This window comes from Derxia gummosa DSM 723, from assembly GCF_000482785.1.
GTDB lineage: Bacteria > Pseudomonadota > Gammaproteobacteria > Burkholderiales > Burkholderiaceae_E > Derxia > Derxia gummosa.
On sequence record NZ_KI519500.1, the window covers coordinates 35,245 to 52,059 of the forward strand.

Genomic DNA, 16,815 nt, shown 5'->3' on the forward strand with positions numbered 1-16,815 from the left:
ACGCCCTCGTGTTTAGTCGAGGGAGCGAAACCGTGCTTGAAACCTACCGTCAACATGTCGCCGAGCGTGCCGCGCTCGGCATTCCGCCGCTGCCGCTGTCGGCCCAGCAAACGGCCGACCTGATCGAGCTGATCAAGAACCCGCCGGCGGGTGAGGAAGACTTCCTCGTCGAACTGCTCACCTTCCGCGTGCCCCCGGGCGTGGACGATGCCGCCAAGGTCAAGGCCAGCTTCCTCGCCGCCGTCGCCCATGGCGACATCAAGGTCGGCCTCATCTCGAAGGCCAAGGCCACCGAGCTGCTCGGCACGATGGTCGGCGGCTACAACGTCAAGCCGCTGATCGACCTGCTCGAAGACGGCGAAGTCGCCGCGATCGCCGCCGAGGGCCTGAAGAAGACCCTGCTGATGTTCGACTTCTTCCACGACGTGGCCGAAAAGGCCAAGGCCGGCAACGCCAAGGCCAAGGAAGTCATCCAGTCGTGGGCCGACGCCGAGTGGTTCACCACCCGTCCGGAAGTGCCCAAGAGCATCACCGTCACCGTCTTCAAGGTGCCCGGCGAAACCAACACCGACGACCTCTCGCCCGCCCCCGACGCGTGGAGCCGCCCGGACATCCCGATGCACTACCTCGCCATGCTGAAGAACACGCGCCCCGACGCGGCCTTCAAGCCCGAGGAAGACGGCAAGCGCGGTCCGATGCAGTTCATCGAAGACCTCAAGAAGAAGGGCCACCTCGTCGCCTACGTCGGTGACGTCGTCGGTACCGGCTCGTCGCGCAAGTCGGCGACCAACTCGGTCATCTGGGCCACGGGCCAGGACATCCCCTTCGTGCCGAACAAGCGCTTCGGCGGTGTGACGCTCGGCGGCAAGATCGCCCCGATCTTCTTCAACACCCAGGAAGACTCGGGCTCGCTGCCGATCGAAGTTGACGTGAGCAAGCTCGAAATGGGCGACGTCATCGAAGTCCTGCCGTACGACGGCAAGATCACGAAGGACGGTGCCACGGTTGCGGAATTCGCGCTCAAGAGCGAAGTGCTGCTCGACGAAGTGCGCGCCGGCGGCCGCATCAACCTGATCATCGGCCGCTCGCTCACCGGCAAGGCCCGTGAATTCCTCGGCCTGCCCGCCTCGACGCTGTTCCGCCTGCCGAAGGCGCCGGTCGACAGCGGCAAGGGCTTCTCGCTGGCCCAGAAGATGGTCGGCCGCGCGGTCGGCCTGCCGGAAGGCCAGGGCGTGCGCCCGGGCACCTACTGCGAACCGAAGATGACCACGGTCGGCTCGCAGGACACCACCGGCCCGATGACCCGCGACGAACTCAAGGATCTGGCCTGCCTCGGCTTCTCGGCCGACCTGGTGATGCAGTCGTTCTGCCACACCGCCGCCTATCCGAAGCCCGTCGACGTCAAGACCCACCGCGAGCTGCCGGCCTTCATCAGCAACCGTGGCGGCGTCGCGCTGCGCCCGGGCGACGGCGTGATCCACTCCTGGCTCAACCGCCTGCTGCTGCCCGACACCGTCGGCACCGGCGGCGATTCGCACACCCGCTTCCCGATCGGCATCTCGTTCCCGGCCGGTTCGGGCCTCGTGGCCTTCGGCGCGGCGACCGGCGTGATGCCGCTCGACATGCCGGAATCGGTGCTCGTGCGCTTCAGCGGCAAGATGCAGCCCGGCATCACCCTGCGTGACCTCGTGCATGCGATCCCGCTGTACGCGATCAAGGCCGGCCTGCTGACGGTCGAGAAGAAGGGCAAGAAGAACATCTTCTCGGGCCGCATCCTCGAAATCGAAGGCCTGCCCGACCTCAAGGTCGAGCAAGCGTTCGAACTGTCCGACGCCTCGGCCGAACGCTCAGCCGCCGGCTGCGCGATCAAGCTCAACAAGGAGCCGATCGCCGAGTACCTGAAGTCGAACATCGTTCTGATGAAGAACATGATCGCCGACGGCTACCAGGACAAGCGCACGCTGGAACGCCGCATCAAGTCGGTCGAAGCCTGGCTCGCGAACCCGCAGCTGCTCGAAGCCGACGCGGATGCCGAATACGCCGCCGTCATCGAGATCAACCTCGACGACATCAAGGAACCGATCCTCTGCGCGCCGAACGATCCGGACGACGCCCGCCTCCTGTCGGACGTGGCCGGCACCAAGATCGACGAAGTGTTCATCGGTTCGTGCATGACCAACATCGGTCACTTCCGCGCCGCCTCGAAGCTGCTCGGCGGCCAGAAGGACATCCCGGTCAAGCTGTGGGTGGCCCCGCCGACCAAGATGGACGCGGCCGAGCTGACCAAGGAAGGTCACTACAACGTGTTCGGCACCGCCGGCGCGCGTACCGAAATGCCGGGCTGCTCGCTGTGCATGGGCAACCAGGCGCAAGTGCGCACGGGCGCGACCGTCGTCTCGACCTCGACCCGCAACTTCCCGAACCGTCTGGGCAAGGACACCAACGTGTTCCTGGCCTCGGCGGAACTGGCGTCGATCGCGTCCAAGCTCGGCAAGCTGCCGACCGTGGCCGAGTACAACGAGTACATCGGCGTCATCAACGCCGATGCGGCGAACATCTACCGCTACATGAACTTCGACCAGATCGCCGAGTACGCCGACGTGGCGAAGACCGTCGAAGTCTGAGTGAGCTGACGGCGCCGGCCGGAACAGGTCGGCGCTGAATGAAGAACGGCCCGCCGTGGGAAACCCGGCGGGCCGTTTGCATTTGCGGCGATGACGGCCGTGGGCGGTCGCCGTCTCAGTCCGGCCAGTTGTTCTTCAATCCATACACCCGCCCCAGACTCGCCGCGACCGCAGGCGAGATCGTCGCGCCGGTGCGCGGATAGCACTGCTCGACCCGGCCGTCCACCTTGGTCGCGAACTGGTACTGGGCACCGCCACCGGACTGCGGAGTCCACCAGTGGATGGCGTTCGCGTTCAACGCTGCGCCGAGATGCTGATCGAACTCGCCGCAGATCGCGCGGACGGTGTCGAGCGTGGCCGCCGCGGGCATCAGCGTCTTGCTTTCGGGCACGCCCGCATCCGGCCTCAGACCGCGCAGCGTGTGATGGCGCGAGAAATGCCCGACGCGATAGCTGTTGTGGGTCTGCTGCTCGTAGTCGTCATGACCGGGCGGCGCGTCCTTGGCGAAGTGACGCAGCCATCCCACCGGCGTGTCACTCAGCTGCTCGAGCGCGAGCTGGTTGATGACGTCGTAGGTCGGCGCCGCCAGCTCCAGATAGCGCAGCACATCGGGCTGACGATCGTGCAGCCAGTCGATGGCGCGCTTGATTTCGGGACCGTGCGCGGCATGGTTCGCCTCGACGACGGCCACGAAGGATGGCATGTGGTCGAACACCCGGCCGAGCTTGCCGACGTTGTCGATGTCCGTCGAATCGAACAGCGCAAGAATGGTCCGCCGCGCCGCCGGCACCGGCGTGCCGCACATGCGATCGACCGTCGCCGAATTGAGTCCCTTGCGCAGGAGCGCGAGGAAGCGGTCGGCCGATTCGCTCAGGTGCCGGGCGACCGAGTAGTAGTGCGCGTCGAGAGCGGCGAGCGCACGGTAGCGGTCGTCCTTGTCGGCCAGATCGCCGATCACGCGCTGCAGATACGCGGGCGTCACGCCGAGCTTGGTCACGAGGTTCCACGCTCGGACCCAGCCGCCGGCAATCTCCTTGAGCGTGTCTGCGTCATCGCCGGTGAAGCCCTCGCCGATGATTTTGTCGCGCTTGGTTTGCACGCACTGCGCGACGGCGCCGCCCACTCCCCGCGCCACCCGTGGGCGCGCGAGCCGCTGTGTCGCCATGGTGCGCGCGGCAGTCTCGCCGATGTGCGCGCCGAGCGTGGCGAGCCGTCGTGTCTGGTCGCTCGAGTCGCGCAGGGCGGCGAAGCGAAGCTGGGTCGGGCTGCCCGGCCGAACCGGGCCCTGGCCCGGGATGCCGGCCTGCGCACGAGAAGCGGCGCGGTCACGGTCAACCGATGCGATCCGAAGTTTCATGGTGGCTGCCAGCGGTCGGGTCAGGCGCCCGACAGGGCACGGGCGCCCATCGCGTCGGCCTCGCTTTCGAGCGAGTGGTCGTCATTGACCGCGACGCCATCGACCTCCGTCGTCGGCTGCACGCGGCCCTCGGCCTGCTGCACCACATGCCAGGCTTCATGCGGCAGATGCTGCTCCTGCCCCGGCGCGACATGGATGTCGGTGCCCTGTGCGTAGGCATGGGCATTGAGCTGGGCCGGCTGGGGCGAGTTGTAGTGCACGCGCACGTTGTCGAGCGACATGCCCGACAGCGATTCGACGCCCGACTTGAGGTTGTCGGGCAGGCCGGTGCGGTTGGGCTCGGCCTTCATCTGCGCGGGTTCCTCCTCCTCGGTGGCGAGCTGGGCGGGCTGACCGGCCCAGTGGCCCTGCAAGGGATCCTCCTCGTCAGCCGCGAGCTGGGCCGGCGCGGCACCAGCCCAGCGGCCCTGGAGCGGCTCCTCTTCCTCGGCCGCGAGCTGGGCGGGCGCCGCATCGGCCCAGCGGCCCTGGAGCGGTTCTTCTTCGTCCTCGGCGCGCTGGGCGGTCGCGCCTTCGAGTGCCGACAGCTGCGCGCCGCCCGCCGCCTCGATGCTGCCCGCGAGCGAGCGCAATTGCGCGGCGCGCGCGCTGGACTCGGCGAGGGCGGCCTGCCTGAGCTGGGCCGCGCTGCCGGCACGACCGGCGGCACGGCTGCCGACCTGGGCGGCGGCAGCGGAATTCGACGACTGATGGACGAGTTGCTCGGCTTTCATGGCGGCTCCGGCGCGGCGGCGAGGGGGAAGCCGCAACTATCGCGGCGCTCCCCCGGCGACAGCAATCACTCCGGGGTGTCGTCCGCTGCGGGAGCATGCGCGGCGTCAGACGCCGGCGGATGCGCGGGGACGGGCTGCATCACGCGGCGCCGGATGCGCGGCGACGACGACAGCACAGTCACCGGCCCCGCGCCGCCCTCGACGTCAGAAGCACTCGCGCTCCAGCCGGTCGAGGTCGTCCAGCGCCGCTTCGTCGTCGCCGGCCTCGAACAGGTCACGCACCGCGTTGGCCAGGCTGTGCAGCAGCAGCAGGTCGTCGCGGCGGGCGCCGCGCGTGCTGTTGCGCTGCTTGTCGAGGTAGGCGATGAAGCGGTTGCCGGGGTCGCGCTGGCGGTGGCGCTCGATGTGGTCGAGCACGCGCTTCACATTGCCGTCGAAGTCGATGTCGCGGAAGGACACGTAGCGGTCGGGGCCGCCGGCGGGCTGGATCTGGTTGAGGGAAATCGGGGCAAGGGCCATGTCGCGCACTCCTGTGGGTTGAGTGCGCCGGAGGCTAGGTGGGGTGACGCGGGCCGGTCTGTCGCGCGGGCGACAGTTGCGGCGGGTTCCGCGCGTCGAGCCGCGCCAGATCAAGGATGCGCAACTCGCGCCGGCCGCGCCGCTCGACGATGCCGGCGCGCTCCAGGTCGGCGAAGGCGGTGGAGATGGTCTGGCGGCTCGCGCCGAGCATGAGCGCGATGTCGGTGAGCGTGAACGGCAGCGCGACGCTCCAGACCTCGGGCGCGGCGCCGTTGCGGGTCGCGGCTCCCTCGCCGGCACCGGCGTCCACGGCGGCCGACGGTCCTGCGGACATCGCCTCCCCGGTCGCGCGCCCCGTCGGCTCGCGCCGCCCCTGCCGGCGCGCGAGCGTGGCGAGAAAGCTCGCCAGCCGTTCGTGCGCCTCGCGGAAGACCAGGTGCTCGACCAGCTCGACCGTGCGCGCGAGCAGCATGCCGAGCACCCGCATCACCGCCACCGTCGCGGGCGACTGCCCGGCCATGCGCGCCGAGAAGCGCCGCGTCTCGATCAGCGCGAGCGCGGACGGCTGCACCGCCGTCACCCAGGTGGGCGTGTGGGTGCTGAACACGTCGCCGGCTTCGAGGAAGACGAGCGTGAGTTCGCGCGTCTCGCTCGCGAGCCACACGCGCAGCCGGCCCGAGCGCACGACGAACACGCAATCGCTGGCATCGCCGGGACGGCTCACGACCTCGCCGCGCGCCACCTCGCGCACGCGGAAGTCGGCGAGGAAGGCGGTGCCGTCTGGGCTGTCGAGGAAGGCGAGGAAGGGCGAGGGATGCATGACTTGTCGTGAAGGCGACGGCCACGCGCGACGGAAGGCCCGTCGGCGGGCGTCATGCGACGGGCACGCAGGTGGCGTGCCCGCACCTCACCGCACCACCACCGGCACGCTGCGGTCCACCGCCACCGCCGTGATGCTGTTCTTGGGCGAGCCGTCGATGAGCTTGTCGGAATAGGTGAGATACACGAGCGCATTGCGCTTCGGATCGGCGATGCGCACGACGCGCAGCCGCTTGAAGAGGATGCTCAGGCGCTGATCGAACACCTCCTCCTGGCGCGGCAGCGGCGCCGGGATGCTCACCGGCCCGACCTGCCGGCAGGCGATCGACGCATCCGACGTGTCCTCGGCCAGACCGAGCGCGCCGCTCACGCCGCCCTTCTTCGCGCGCGAGACATAGCAGGTCACGCCCTGCACCTTGGGGTCGTCATAGGCCTCGACGACGATCTTGTGGTCGGGGCCGATGAGCTTGAAGGCGGTGTCGACCTCGCCGATCGGCTCGGCGAGCGCGGATTGCATCAGCCCCGCGCCGACGGCGATCGGCAGCAGGCAGCGGCGGAGGATGGCGGACCGGAGGACGGTCGCGGGCGGGGACAGGCGGCTGGCAGGCATGGGCGCTCTTCGCTCGAAGGAAAACGGCCCGACGATAACGCCGCCCCGCGTCGGCGCCGCCGGCCATCGCGCGCCGCCACGCCATCGTGGCGGCCGGCGCCGGACGCGCTCAGAACGTCAGCGCCGACTCCGCATCCACCAGCGCGCGGCGCGCCAGCGCCAGGTTGGCGCGCGCGCGGTCGAGCACGAAGTACATGAACACGCCCTTCTTGGCCACGACCGGACGCAGCAGGTGGTACTGGCGACCGAGGGTGATGAGGAAATCCTCGATCTGGTCGTCGATGCGCAGCAGCTCCATCGTCTTCATCTTGGCGCGCATCACCTCGGTGTTGCCGGCGGCGGCGAGTTCGAGGTCGAGACCACTCCCGGCGCTGCCCAGCATCATGCCGCTGCCGTAGTCGACCAGCGCCGCGCACAGCGCGCCGTCGGTCTTGAGCAGGCCCTGGAGGCTTTCGTTGATGGTTGCCATGGCGACGTACTCCTTGTGTTTCGTGGTGGTTGGGGTGGGTGGAGCACGGCGGCTGGCTCAGCCGGCCGCTCCGGAAACCGATTCGACGAGCGACTCGCCCAGACGGCGCGCGAACCACAGCGCCTGTCCCTGGTTGACGCCCTGCTCGAAGACGATGAACAGCACGAGATCGCGCGCCGCCGCGTCGAGGCTGCGCACGACGACCACGCCGTTCTGGCTCTCGATCACGACGCCCTCGTGGCTGCCGCCGACCGTCTCGCGCACCATCGTCTGGACCAGGCCGCTGAAGGCCGAGGCCAGCGCCGACTGGCGCCGCGCGCGCTCGTAGTCGCCGCCGACCCAGGCCAGCGGCAGGCCGTCGCCGGTGGCGATGACGATGTGGGCGCTGATGTCGAGCGACTCGGGCAGCGTGCGCAGCTGGCGGTTGAACAGCACGCCAAGGCGACGGATCCCGTCGCTCATGAACTCGTTCATGCCGCGCCTCCGCCGGCCGCATGGCCCGCGTTCAGCTCGGCCGTGGCGATCAGCGCCTCGACCAGCAGCAGCACGTCGTCGCGCCGGCGCACATCGACCGCGAAGATCGGCAGCGCGCGACCGTGCGCGCGCGCGACGGCCTGGTAGTCGTGGATGCGCGCCTGCGCCTCGGGCGCGAGCCGGCCGACGCCGATCACGAGGTTTCCGCGCCCGGCAAAGGTGGCGAAGCTGTCGAGATAGCGGTCGAGGTCGGCGAGAGGATCGGGCCGCGTGTGGTCGAGCAGCAGCACCGCTCCGAGCGCGCCGCGCATGAGGATGGTCCACATGAAGTCGAAGCGGTCCTGGCCCGGCGCGCCGTACAGCGCCACGATCTCCTGGTTGCCGAGCATGATCTCGCCGTAATCCATCGCCACGGTGGTCGTGTCCTTGGCCGATTGCGCGCGGTCCTCGTTGCCTGCCTCGGTGCGGATCGGCTCGATGCTGCTGATGGCGGCGATCGCGGTGGTCTTGCCGGCGCCCATCGGACCGACGAACAGGATCTTGCTCATGCAAACGCTTTCATCGTCATGACGGATGGCGGCGACCGCGCAGGAAGTCGAGCCCGAGCCGCTGGCGCAGCCGGGCGAAGAAGCCGCCGCCGACCGGCTCGCCCGTGTCGGCGGCGGCGTGGGCGGGCGGGCGTTCGATGGCGGGCACGGTCACGAGCAGGCTCGCGGGCGTGCGCGGCGTCTCGGCGGTCAGGCCCAGATCGCAGATGCTGCTGGCGTACAGGAAGCGCCGCACCAGTTCGGGCGTGACACCGGCGGCGCGCGCGGCATGCGGCACGTCGGCCGCGACCTGCGTGAAGAGCGCGGCCAGCCGCATGGCCTCGGGCGTGGACTCCCATTCGCCGAAGCGCGGCCACAGCGCGAGGCGGTAGACGCTGCTGTCGGCGAGGCTGTTCATGTCGGGGCCACGACGCAGCGCGAGCGACCAGCGCAGGCTGTCGAAGGTGCAGACGAAACGCATCTCCGGCTCGGGCACGAGATCGTTGGCCGGCACGTTCTCGATGCGCTCGGGCTGGGCCAGCAGCGCGGCCACCACGTCGGCGCGGCTGTGACGGTTGGAGAACACATGGCCGCGCCGCATGCAGATCACGGCGCGCAGGTCGTCGTTGTCGAAGCGGGCGGCGGGTTCGAGCCGGCGCAGCAGCTGGTTGAAGGGCAGCCGCGCCGGCACCGGCGGCGGCGAGGCGATCGGGCGGCGCGCCTCGATGCGCAGCGCCGCTTCATCGAGCAGATACAGCAGGCGGAACAGCCGCAGCGGCCATTCGATCTCGAAGGACGCGACCAGGCCGCGTTCGCGGCCAGCGGGCGTCACGGCCACGAGGGTGTCGGGCAGCACGCGCAGCGGCGCGTCGCAGTCATCGCCGTGCACGATGACGAGCTCGGCCTGATCGACCGGCGCGACCACCCAGTCGCGCCGCATCCGGCGTTGCAGCAGGCGCAGCTGGTGTTCGAGGACGGCGATGTCGACCGGCGTGAAGCCGATCGGCGCGAGCCGTAGCGGTTGGTCCATGGCGGGGCGAAGGCGAGGCAGCAGTGCGTTCTTGGGTAACGCATGCTAGGGGCCGCTCCCCCGAGGCAATCGCCGAGATGTGCCCGACAAAACCGGACAATTCGGCCGGTCGGGCAAAGGCCCGCCGTAGCCGCCGGCCGCATCTTCGGGCCGGGCCGGGCCGCGAGGCGAGCCGGACCGCGCCAGCCGGCGCCGCTCGCGGCTCGCCGTTCGCGGCCCTCAGTCCACCGCCGCCGCGCGCGTCTCGGCGTCGGCGTGGCGCTGCTGCTCCTCCATCACCAGCCTGCCCAGCTCGCGCTTGAGGTCGTTGAACGCGGCCGACGCCGGGTCGCGCGGGCGCGGCAGGCTCACGCGCTGGTCACGCTTGATGGTGCCGGGGCGGTAGGTCATGACCACGATGCGGTCGGCGAGGTAGATCGCTTCCTCGATCGAGTGTGTGACGAACAGGACGGTCTTGCGCGTCTCGCTCCAGATGCGCAGCAGCTCGTCCTGGAGGTTGCGCCGCGTGAGCGCGTCGAGCGCGCCGAAGGGCTCGTCCATGAGCAGGATGGGCGAGTCGAGCGCGAGCACCCGCGCGATGGCGACGCGCTGACGCATGCCGCCCGACAGATCCTTCGGGAAGCGGTCGCGGAAGTCGCGCAGCCTGAGCATGTCGAGCAGGCGATCGACCGTGTCGCGGATTTCCGCCCGGCCGCGCCTCTGGATTTCGAGACCGAAGGCGATGTTCTGCGCCACCGTCATCCACGGGAACAGCGCGTACTCCTGGAACACCATGCCGCGCTCCGGGCCGGGGCCGGTGACGGGCCTGCCGTCGGCGTCGAGCCGGCCGCTGGTCGGCAGGCTGAAGCCCGCCACCGCGTTGAGCAGCGTGCTCTTGCCGCAGCCCGACGGCCCGAGCAGGCAGACGAACTCGCCGCGCTCCACCGTCAGGTCGATGTCGCGCAGCGCGACCACCTCGCGCCCGTCGGTGGCGAACACCTTGTTCACGCCGCGCGCCTCGATGCGGCCGGTGGCAGCCACCCCGCCGCCCGCGTCGCTGCCGGCCGCCGCGCCCTGATGCTTGATGCGATCCATCCCCGCCCCCTTCAATGATCGAGGCCGCGGTGCCAGCGCAGCAGATGGTTGTTGAGCCGGCTCACCGCCGTGTCGATCGCGAGGCCCAGCAGGCCGATCGTGAACATGCCGGCGATGATCTTGTCGCTCCACATGAACTCGCGCGCCTCGAGGATGCGGAAGCCGAGCCCGTCGTTCACCGCGATCATTTCCGACACGATCACGACGATGAACGCGGTGCCGATGCCGATGCGCACGCCCGCGAGGATGTAGGGCGTGGCGGCCGGCAGCATCACGCGCGTGAACATCGTCCACTGCCCGGCGCCGAGGTTGCGCGCCGCGCGCAGGTAGATGCCGTCCACATGGCGCACGCCGGTGATGGTGTTCATCAGCACCGGGAAGAAGGCGCCGATCGCGATCAGGAAGATCGCCGGCGGATTGCCGAGCCCGAACCACAGGATGCTGAGCGGGATGTAGGCGATGGGCGGGATCGGCCGCAGCACCTGCACCAGCGGATTGAACAGCCCGTACACGCGCCGGCTTGCGCCCATCAGCAACCCGAGCGGCAGCGCCAGCCCCGCGCCGACGACGAAGCCGACCACCACGCGGTAGAGGCTCGCCACCGCGTCATGCAGCATCTCGCCCGAGAACATCCAGGCCACATAGCCCTGCTCCGCCGGATCGAAGGGCGCGGCCGGCAGCAGCGACTGCCACCACTTGAGCGCCACCGCCGACGCCGCCGGCAGCACCACCGGCGAGAAGAAGCCGGCGCGCGCGCAGCCCTCCCACAACGCCAGCAGCGCGAGCGGCACGACGAGCCCGCGCGCGAGGTCGCGGGTGCGGCGGCCGAGGCCAGCGCCGGCCCGCACCATTTGCGCCGAGGCTTCGGCCTGGCTTGCCGCCTGCGCGGGCTCCGTCCGCGCCCCCGCCCCGCCCGCCTCCTGCCTTGCATTCATCGCCCGCTCCTCACTTCACGCCGAGGTCGGCCTTGGCCTTCTGCAGCAGGTCGAGCTTCACCCACTCGTCGGCCCTGGGCGGCTTGCTCATGCGGCCGACGCCGTACTTGTTCATGAAGTCGGTGGTGATGTCGATGTGCTGGGACGTGACGTCGTAGGTGTAGTCGGCGTTGTCCATCGCGTCGCGGAAGTCCTGGGACGTGATCTGGCCCTTGAACATCTGCTCGACCACGTACTTCTCGGCGACGGCCGGGTTCCTGTTGAACAGCGCGGTCGATTCGACGAAGCACTTCATCACGCGCTGGGCCACGTCCTTGTTGGCGTAGAGCTTCTCGGTCATGACCAGCAGCCGGTAAGGCTCGCCCATCGCGGTGTCATAGGGCTTGAGCACCTCGACGCCGAACTTCTTGTTGATGGCCTGCGAGGACTGCGGCTCGCTCTGGCACATCGCGTCGATCTGCTTCGCGGCGAGCGCCTGGTTCAGGTCGGCGAAGGCGAGATAGACGATCTGCACATCCTTGCCGCCCTTGTCCGACCAGCTCAGGCCGGCCTTGTCCAGTTCGGCCAGCAGCAGCAGTTCCTGCGCGCCACCGCGCGTCACGCCCACCTTCCTGCCCTTGAGGTCCGCGAGCGACTTGATGCCCGACTCCGCGCCCGCGACGATGCGCGCCCCGCCCTTCGCGAAGCCGGCCACGGTGTAGATGGCGACGCCGTTGGCCCGGCCCGAAATCGCGCCGTCCGACGCGAGCGCGGCGATGTCGATGTCGCCCGAGACGATGGCCGGCAGGATGTCCGGCCCCTTGGCGAACATGCGCTCGTCGAGCCTGATGCCGTGCTTCGGGCAGACCTCCTTCATGTACGACACCGCGCCGTAGTGCGCGAACTTGAGGTTGCCGAGATGGACCGTGTCGTCGGCGCGGGCGGCGGTGGCGGCGAGCGCGAGCAGCGCGCCGAGGACGAGGCGGGTCGCGGGCGCGACGGTCTTGTTGTTGGGCATGCAATGTCTCCTGTCTGACGCGAGCTGCGATCAGCCTGAAGCATTGCAGAAGTCATGCCGCGAGGGGCTAGCCCCGGCGCGCCGGCACCGCCCTAGCCCTTGCGCCCCGTCCAGCGCGCGATCGTCGCCGCGAGGTCATCGGGCCGGAACGGCTTGGCCACGTGGTCGTTCATGCCGGCGGCGAGGCATTCCCGGCGGTCCTCGGCGTAGGCGTTGGCCGTCATCGCGATGATGGGCAGGGCCTCGCGGCCCGGCAGGCGGCGGATCTGGCGCGTCGCGCCCAGGCCGTCGAGGCGCGGCATCTGCACATCCATGAGCACCACGTCGAACTCGTGCTCGCGCACCAGCGCCACCGCCACGATGCCGTCGGGCGCGACCGTGACGACCGCGCCGGCCGCCTTCAGCAGCTCGACCGCGACCAGCTGGTTGAGCGCGTTGTCCTCGGCCAGCAGCACGCGCACGCCGTCGAGCGGCGGCCGGGCCGGCGCGGCCGGGGCGCCGTTGCCGGCGCGCGCGTCGGCCGAGGCGCGCGCGCCCGACGCTTGCGGCGTGATGGCGTCACCGGCGTCGCGCATCGGCGCCGAGGCCGGCGGGCCGCTCACGCCCGGCAGACCCGAGGCGGCGGCGATGACGGCGCCCGGATCCGCCACCGCGTCGAGCGCGCGGATGCTCGGCAACGTGTCGGTACCGGCGCCGCCCGCGAGCGTCGAGGCGCCCATCGCCGGCGCGAACGGCAGCTCGACCCAGAACTGGCTGCCCGCGCCCGGCTCGCTCTCGGCGCCGATGCGCCCGCCCATCAGCTCGGCCAGTCGCTTGCAGATCGCGAGGCCCAGGCCGGTGCCGCCATAGCGCCGCGTGGTCGAGGCGTCGGCCTGCTCGAACATGCGGAACATGCGGCCGAGCTGCTCGGGCGTCATGCCGATGCCGCTGTCGCGCACTTCCATGCGCATCCAGACGCGGCCGTCGGTCGCGCTCATGCGGCGCAGCGCCACCACCACCCGGCCCTGCTCGGTGAACTTGACCGCGTTGGACACGAAGTTGAGGAGGATCTGCTCCAGCCGCAGCGAGTCGCCGTGCAGCCAGGCCGGCAGCGCCGGATCGATCTCGGTGTCGAGCGCCAGACCCTTGGCCTCGGCACCGCCGCGCAGCAGCCGCGCGACATGCTCGGCCACGGTGGCGGGCGCGAAGTCGGCGGTGGACAGCGACAGCTTGCCGGCCTCGATCTTCGAGATGTCGAGGATGTCGTTGATGAGCGCCAGCAGGCGCCCGGCCGCCTCGGAGATGTGGTCGAGCCGGCGCCTGGGCTCGCCCTCGGGCAGGCCGGCGCGCAGCAGGTGGGTGAGGCCGATGATCGCGCTCATGGGCGTGCGGATCTCGTGGCTCATGTTGGCCAGGAAGCGCGTCTTGGCGAGATTGGCCTGCTCGGCGTCCTGACGCGCCTGCTCGGCCTCGCCGCGAGCGCGCTCGGCCTCGGCGCGCGCGGCTTCGAGCGCGGCGGTGCGCTCGCGCACGAGGTCTTCGAGATGGTCGCGGTGGCGCGCCAGCTCGGCTTCGGCGGAGACACGCGCGGCGCGGGCGCGCAGCACGCCGATGCCGTAGGCGAGATCCTCGGCCAGCCGCGTCAGCAGCGCGACCTCGTCGGGGCCGAAGGCATCGGGCTCGTCGGAATAGATCGACAGCACGCCGCGCTCGCCGTCGAGCCGCAGCGGCAGCGCGATCGAGGCGCGGAAGCCGCGCGCCATCGCCGCGTCGCGCCAGGGGCCGGCATGGGGATTGGTGGCGAAGTTCTGGTTGACGACCGGCTGGCCGCCGCGGACCGCCTCGCCCGACGGGCCGCGACCGCGGTCGTCATCGTCGCTCCAGCGGATGTCGGCCGCGTCGAGATAGCCCGAATCGGCGCCGGCGCGCGCGAGCACGCGGATGCGCCGGGGCGGCGCCTGCTCGGCGATGCCGACCCAGGCCATGCGGTAGCCGCCGCCCTCCACCGCGACACGGCAGATGTCGGCGAACAGGCCGCTCTCATCGTCCTGGCGCACCAGCGCGTGATTGCATTCGTTGAGCAGCCGCAACGCGCGGTTGCTGCGGCGCAGCTCGCTGCCGGCGTGATGCAGCTCGGTGATGTCGCGCGCCACGCCCAGCACGCCCACGAGCCGGCCCTCGGCATCGCGCATCGGCGTCTTGATGGTCTGGAGCAGGTGCTGCCGGCCGTCGGTCTTGTAGGTGACCCATTCCTCGTTGATCGTCGGCACGCCGGCCTGCATCGCGGCCACGTCGTTGCGGCGGAAGAAGGCGGCCAGCTCGGGCGCGACGTAGTCGGCGTCGCGCCGGCCGATGATCTCGCCCGACGGCACGCCGTAGAAACGGCAGAACTCGGGATTGCAGGCCAGATAAACGCCCTGCGGATCCTTGAGGAAGACCATGTCTGGGATGGTCTCCACCAGCGTGCGCAGCTGGGCCTGCTCGCGCATCAGCTCGGCCGTGCTCTCGCGGATGCGGCGGCGCAGGCTCGTGCTCCAGGCCACGAGGATGAGGCCGCCGAACATCAGCGCCGCCACGGCGTAGAGCAGCGGCCGCAGCCAGACGATGGGCGCCAGCCGCGAGCCGAGCCACTTGTCGTGCAGCGCCGCCTGCTCGGAGGCCGGGATCGCCGCGAAGCCGCGCTCGACCCGTTCGAGCGTGGCCGTGTCGCCCTTGCGCACCGCGCGGTGGAAGGCGCCGCGCAGCAGCGTGAAGGCGAGCCGGTACTGCTGGTCGGCGTTGGCGCGGTAGAGCAGATAGTCGGCCGGCGGCTGGTCGATGCAGAACACCTTCACCTCGCCGTGCAGCGCGGCGTCGATGGTCTTCTCGTAGCTGTCGTAGGTGGCGATGCTGTCGATGCCCGAAGCCTTGAGCGTATCGACGCAGATGTCGCCGGCCTTCGCGCCCACCAGGAAGCCGTGCAGGCTGTCGCGGTCGACGATGCCGCCGATGCTGGCGTGGGTGTAGATGCCGACCGGCAGCTCGGCATAGGGCGCGGTGAAGTCGAGACTGCGCTCGCGCTCGGGCGTGCGGAAGATGGTGTCGATCACATCGGCGCTGCCCTCGGCCATCAGCGCCTTGGCGCGCACCCAGTCGGTCGCCTCAATCTCGACATGCGTGCCGCTGTGCTTCTCCCAGGCCTGCCACTGATCGATCAGCAGGCCCTGCACCCGCCCGAAGGCGTCGCGGAAGACATAGGGCGGGTAGTTGTCGTCCATCACCACGCGCAGCGTGGGCGGATCGTCGTCGAGGCTCGCCCGCGCCGGTGCCAGCACGCAGGCCAGCAACAGCAGCAGGATCGCCCGCCAACCGTCATGCATCGGTAAACCTCGTCGCGACCGTCATCTCGAATTTGCGCAGCAGTGAATGTGTCGGGCGCGGGGCGGTCGTGGCCCCGCTGTCATCCAAGCTTGCCGCAGAGCACATCGCGGGCGTTGACCGCCGGACGGATGAGGCGCACTCCGGGTACACGGAGCGCGCCATTGCTGCGCAAAAACCACGCTGGCGCTTTGGACGAACCGGCCGGGCCTGCGCCGACATCGGCGCGTCGTCCGCGCACGGGTCGCGCGCGTACCGGGCTGACGCCCGGCTTCGTCGGCACTCAGGCCGCGCTGCCCAGCCCCAGCAGCACGCCCGCGCCGAGCGCGACGAACACCACCGCCGCCGCGAGCCGGATCCACTTGAGCGGCAGCTTCGGCGAGGCGAGCCGGCCGAGGATGACCGCCGGCACGTCGGCGATAAGCATGCCGAGCGTGGTGCCGCTCACGACGGCCACCAGATCGTGGAAGCGCGCCGCGAGCATCACGGTGGCGATCTGCGTCTTGTCGCCGATCTCGGCCAGGAAGAAGGTCGCCACCGTCACGCCGAACACGCCCCACTGGCCGCGCGGCTCGGCCTCGTCGTCGTCCATCTTGTCGGGCACGAGCGCCCACAGGCCCACGGCGATGAAGGACGCGCCGAGCACCCAGCGCAGCAGCTCGGGGCCGAGCAGGTCGCGCACCACGGTGCCGAGCGCGCCGGCGAGGCCGTGGTTGAGCAAGGTCGCGACGAGGATGCCGAGGATGACGGGCACCGGCCGCCGGAAGCGGGCCGCGAGCATGAGGGCGAGGAGCTGGGTCTTGTCACCGATTTCGCCGAGGGCGACGACGCCGGTCGAGACGAGGAAGGCTTCCATGGTTTCTTGGTACGGGAGAGGGGCGGTCGGGCGGGCGAGAGGCCACGGCGCGGCGATCCCGGCCCGACCACGAGCGGAATGCCGGCCGATGGTCTCGCCTGCATGCCCGAGCCGCATTGCGCGGCGCCGGCCCTGCCGGATGCGCCATGCCCGATGCGCGGGCAAGTGTGTTGACGCATCCCCCGCCGATGACCGGCGGGCGGCTACTCCCCAAGGGACGAGGCGCGGAGGATAGCCGAGCCATGCGGCGCGTCGGCCAATGCCACGCACGCCGGCCGACCTGCGGCGCGCCTTCCCGCGATGCGTGGCGCGACGACCACGCCTGATGCCGCCAGGACGACTACGGCTGCTGACAAAACGTAAACGCTCGAACGCTTGGTCTCCCCGGGTTCCGCCCGTCATGGCGGCTGCCGAT

The 16,815-nt window shown here is 70.4% G+C and carries 15 protein-coding genes and 1 riboswitch; of the genes, 1 reads left to right on the top strand and 14 read right to left on the bottom strand.

Annotation, left to right across the window (positions count from 1 at the left end; all coding sequences use genetic code 11):
• Window positions 1–32: 32 nt before the first annotated feature.
• Window positions 33–2,624, top strand: a complete 2,592-nt coding sequence (gene acnB / locus H566_RS0121290; protein WP_028313028.1) for a bifunctional aconitate hydratase 2/2-methylisocitrate dehydratase — start codon at window positions 33–35, stop codon at window positions 2,622–2,624.
• Between the two features lie 115 nt (window positions 2,625–2,739).
• Here the strand turns inward: acnB and H566_RS0121295 are convergent, their stop codons facing one another.
• From H566_RS0121295 to H566_RS0121360, 14 genes are all read right to left on the bottom strand, one after another.
• Entirely contained in the window at window positions 2,740–3,981 is a 1,242-nt protein-coding gene (locus tag H566_RS0121295) for a hypothetical protein (RefSeq protein ID WP_169732569.1), read from the bottom strand.
• A 20-nt stretch (window positions 3,982–4,001) separates the two neighbouring features.
• On the bottom strand, window positions 4,002–4,754 hold the full coding sequence (locus H566_RS30295) for an eCIS core domain-containing protein (RefSeq protein WP_084545382.1): 753 nt from the start codon (window positions 4,752–4,754) through the stop codon (window positions 4,002–4,004).
• A gap of 204 nt (window positions 4,755–4,958) precedes the next feature.
• Entirely contained in the window at window positions 4,959–5,273 is a 315-nt protein-coding gene (cowN, locus tag H566_RS0121305) for a N(2)-fixation sustaining protein CowN (RefSeq protein WP_051379123.1), read from the bottom strand.
• 34 nt (window positions 5,274–5,307) lie between these two features.
• A complete protein-coding gene (locus H566_RS26895) occupies window positions 5,308–6,093 on the bottom strand; it encodes a Crp/Fnr family transcriptional regulator (protein WP_051379124.1) in 786 nt (261 codons plus the stop codon).
• Window positions 6,094–6,180: 87 nt separating this feature from the next.
• Window positions 6,181–6,702 carry a CreA family protein gene (locus H566_RS0121315; RefSeq protein ID WP_084545383.1) on the bottom strand — a complete coding sequence of 174 codons (522 nt, stop codon included), beginning with the start codon at window positions 6,700–6,702 and terminating at the stop codon, window positions 6,181–6,183.
• Between the two features lie 109 nt (window positions 6,703–6,811).
• A complete protein-coding gene (locus tag H566_RS0121320) occupies window positions 6,812–7,171 on the bottom strand; it encodes a hypothetical protein (protein ID WP_028313032.1) in 360 nt (119 codons plus the stop codon).
• 57 nt (window positions 7,172–7,228) lie between these two features.
• A complete protein-coding gene (locus H566_RS0121325; RefSeq protein WP_028313033.1) occupies window positions 7,229–7,645 on the bottom strand; it encodes a roadblock/LC7 domain-containing protein in 417 nt (138 codons plus the stop codon).
• The gene (locus H566_RS0121330) at window positions 7,642–8,193 is read right to left on the bottom strand and encodes a GTP-binding protein (RefSeq protein ID WP_028313034.1); all 552 of its coding nucleotides are present in this window, start codon (window positions 8,191–8,193) and stop codon (window positions 7,642–7,644) included. The genes H566_RS0121325 and H566_RS0121330 overlap by 4 nt, the downstream gene beginning before the upstream one ends.
• A gap of 16 nt (window positions 8,194–8,209) precedes the next feature.
• Window positions 8,210–9,202, bottom strand: a complete 993-nt coding sequence (locus H566_RS0121335; RefSeq protein ID WP_028313035.1) for a hypothetical protein — start codon at window positions 9,200–9,202, stop codon at window positions 8,210–8,212.
• 219 nt (window positions 9,203–9,421) lie between these two features.
• Window positions 9,422–10,276, bottom strand: coding sequence for an ABC transporter ATP-binding protein (locus tag H566_RS0121340; protein ID WP_084545384.1), 855 nt, complete (start codon window positions 10,274–10,276; stop codon window positions 9,422–9,424).
• An 11-nt stretch (window positions 10,277–10,287) separates the two neighbouring features.
• Window positions 10,288–11,127: an ABC transporter permease gene (locus H566_RS0121345; RefSeq protein ID WP_034412743.1), complete on the bottom strand. Its 840-nt coding sequence runs from the start codon at window positions 11,125–11,127 to the stop codon at window positions 10,288–10,290.
• Between the two features lie 94 nt (window positions 11,128–11,221).
• On the bottom strand, window positions 11,222–12,208 hold the full coding sequence (locus H566_RS0121350) for an ABC transporter substrate-binding protein (RefSeq protein ID WP_028313038.1): 987 nt from the start codon (window positions 12,206–12,208) through the stop codon (window positions 11,222–11,224).
• A gap of 92 nt (window positions 12,209–12,300) precedes the next feature.
• Window positions 12,301–15,546, bottom strand: a complete 3,246-nt coding sequence (locus H566_RS27845) for an ATP-binding protein (protein ID WP_051379125.1) — start codon at window positions 15,544–15,546, stop codon at window positions 12,301–12,303.
• Between the two features lie 281 nt (window positions 15,547–15,827).
• A complete protein-coding gene (locus H566_RS0121360) occupies window positions 15,828–16,400 on the bottom strand; it encodes a TMEM165/GDT1 family protein (RefSeq protein WP_028313039.1) in 573 nt (190 codons plus the stop codon).
• 128 nt (window positions 16,401–16,528) lie between these two features.
• Window positions 16,529–16,617, bottom strand: a riboswitch (yybP-ykoY riboswitch).
• Window positions 16,618–16,815 lie beyond the last annotated feature (198 nt).

What these genes read in the sequence shown, in the direction of transcription:
- H566_RS0121295 (WP_169732569.1), bottom strand. Translation starts at nt 3,981, where the DNA reads ATGAAACTTCGGATCGCATCGGTTGACCGTGACCGCGCCGCTTCTCGT.
- H566_RS30295 (WP_084545382.1), bottom strand. Translation starts at nt 4,754, where the DNA reads ATGAAAGCCGAGCAACTCGTCCATCAGTCGTCGAATTCCGCTGCCGCC.
- cowN (WP_051379123.1), bottom strand. Translation starts at nt 5,273, where the DNA reads ATGGCCCTTGCCCCGATTTCCCTCAACCAGATCCAGCCCGCCGGCGGC.
- H566_RS26895 (WP_051379124.1), bottom strand. Translation starts at nt 6,093, where the DNA reads ATGCATCCCTCGCCCTTCCTCGCCTTCCTCGACAGCCCAGACGGCACC.
- H566_RS0121315 (WP_084545383.1), bottom strand. Translation starts at nt 6,702, where the DNA reads ATGCCTGCCAGCCGCCTGTCCCCGCCCGCGACCGTCCTCCGGTCCGCC.
- H566_RS0121320 (WP_028313032.1), bottom strand. Translation starts at nt 7,171, where the DNA reads ATGGCAACCATCAACGAAAGCCTCCAGGGCCTGCTCAAGACCGACGGC.
- H566_RS0121325 (WP_028313033.1), bottom strand. Translation starts at nt 7,645, where the DNA reads ATGAACGAGTTCATGAGCGACGGGATCCGTCGCCTTGGCGTGCTGTTC.
- H566_RS0121330 (WP_028313034.1), bottom strand. Translation starts at nt 8,193, where the DNA reads ATGAGCAAGATCCTGTTCGTCGGTCCGATGGGCGCCGGCAAGACCACC.
- H566_RS0121335 (WP_028313035.1), bottom strand. Translation starts at nt 9,202, where the DNA reads ATGGACCAACCGCTACGGCTCGCGCCGATCGGCTTCACGCCGGTCGAC.
- H566_RS0121340 (WP_084545384.1), bottom strand. Translation starts at nt 10,276, where the DNA reads ATGGATCGCATCAAGCATCAGGGCGCGGCGGCCGGCAGCGACGCGGGC.
- H566_RS0121345 (WP_034412743.1), bottom strand. Translation starts at nt 11,127, where the DNA reads ATGGTGCGGGCCGGCGCTGGCCTCGGCCGCCGCACCCGCGACCTCGCG.
- H566_RS0121350 (WP_028313038.1), bottom strand. Translation starts at nt 12,208, where the DNA reads ATGCCCAACAACAAGACCGTCGCGCCCGCGACCCGCCTCGTCCTCGGC.
- H566_RS27845 (WP_051379125.1), bottom strand. Translation starts at nt 15,546, where the DNA reads ATGCATGACGGTTGGCGGGCGATCCTGCTGCTGTTGCTGGCCTGCGTG.
- H566_RS0121360 (WP_028313039.1), bottom strand. Translation starts at nt 16,400, where the DNA reads ATGGAAGCCTTCCTCGTCTCGACCGGCGTCGTCGCCCTCGGCGAAATC.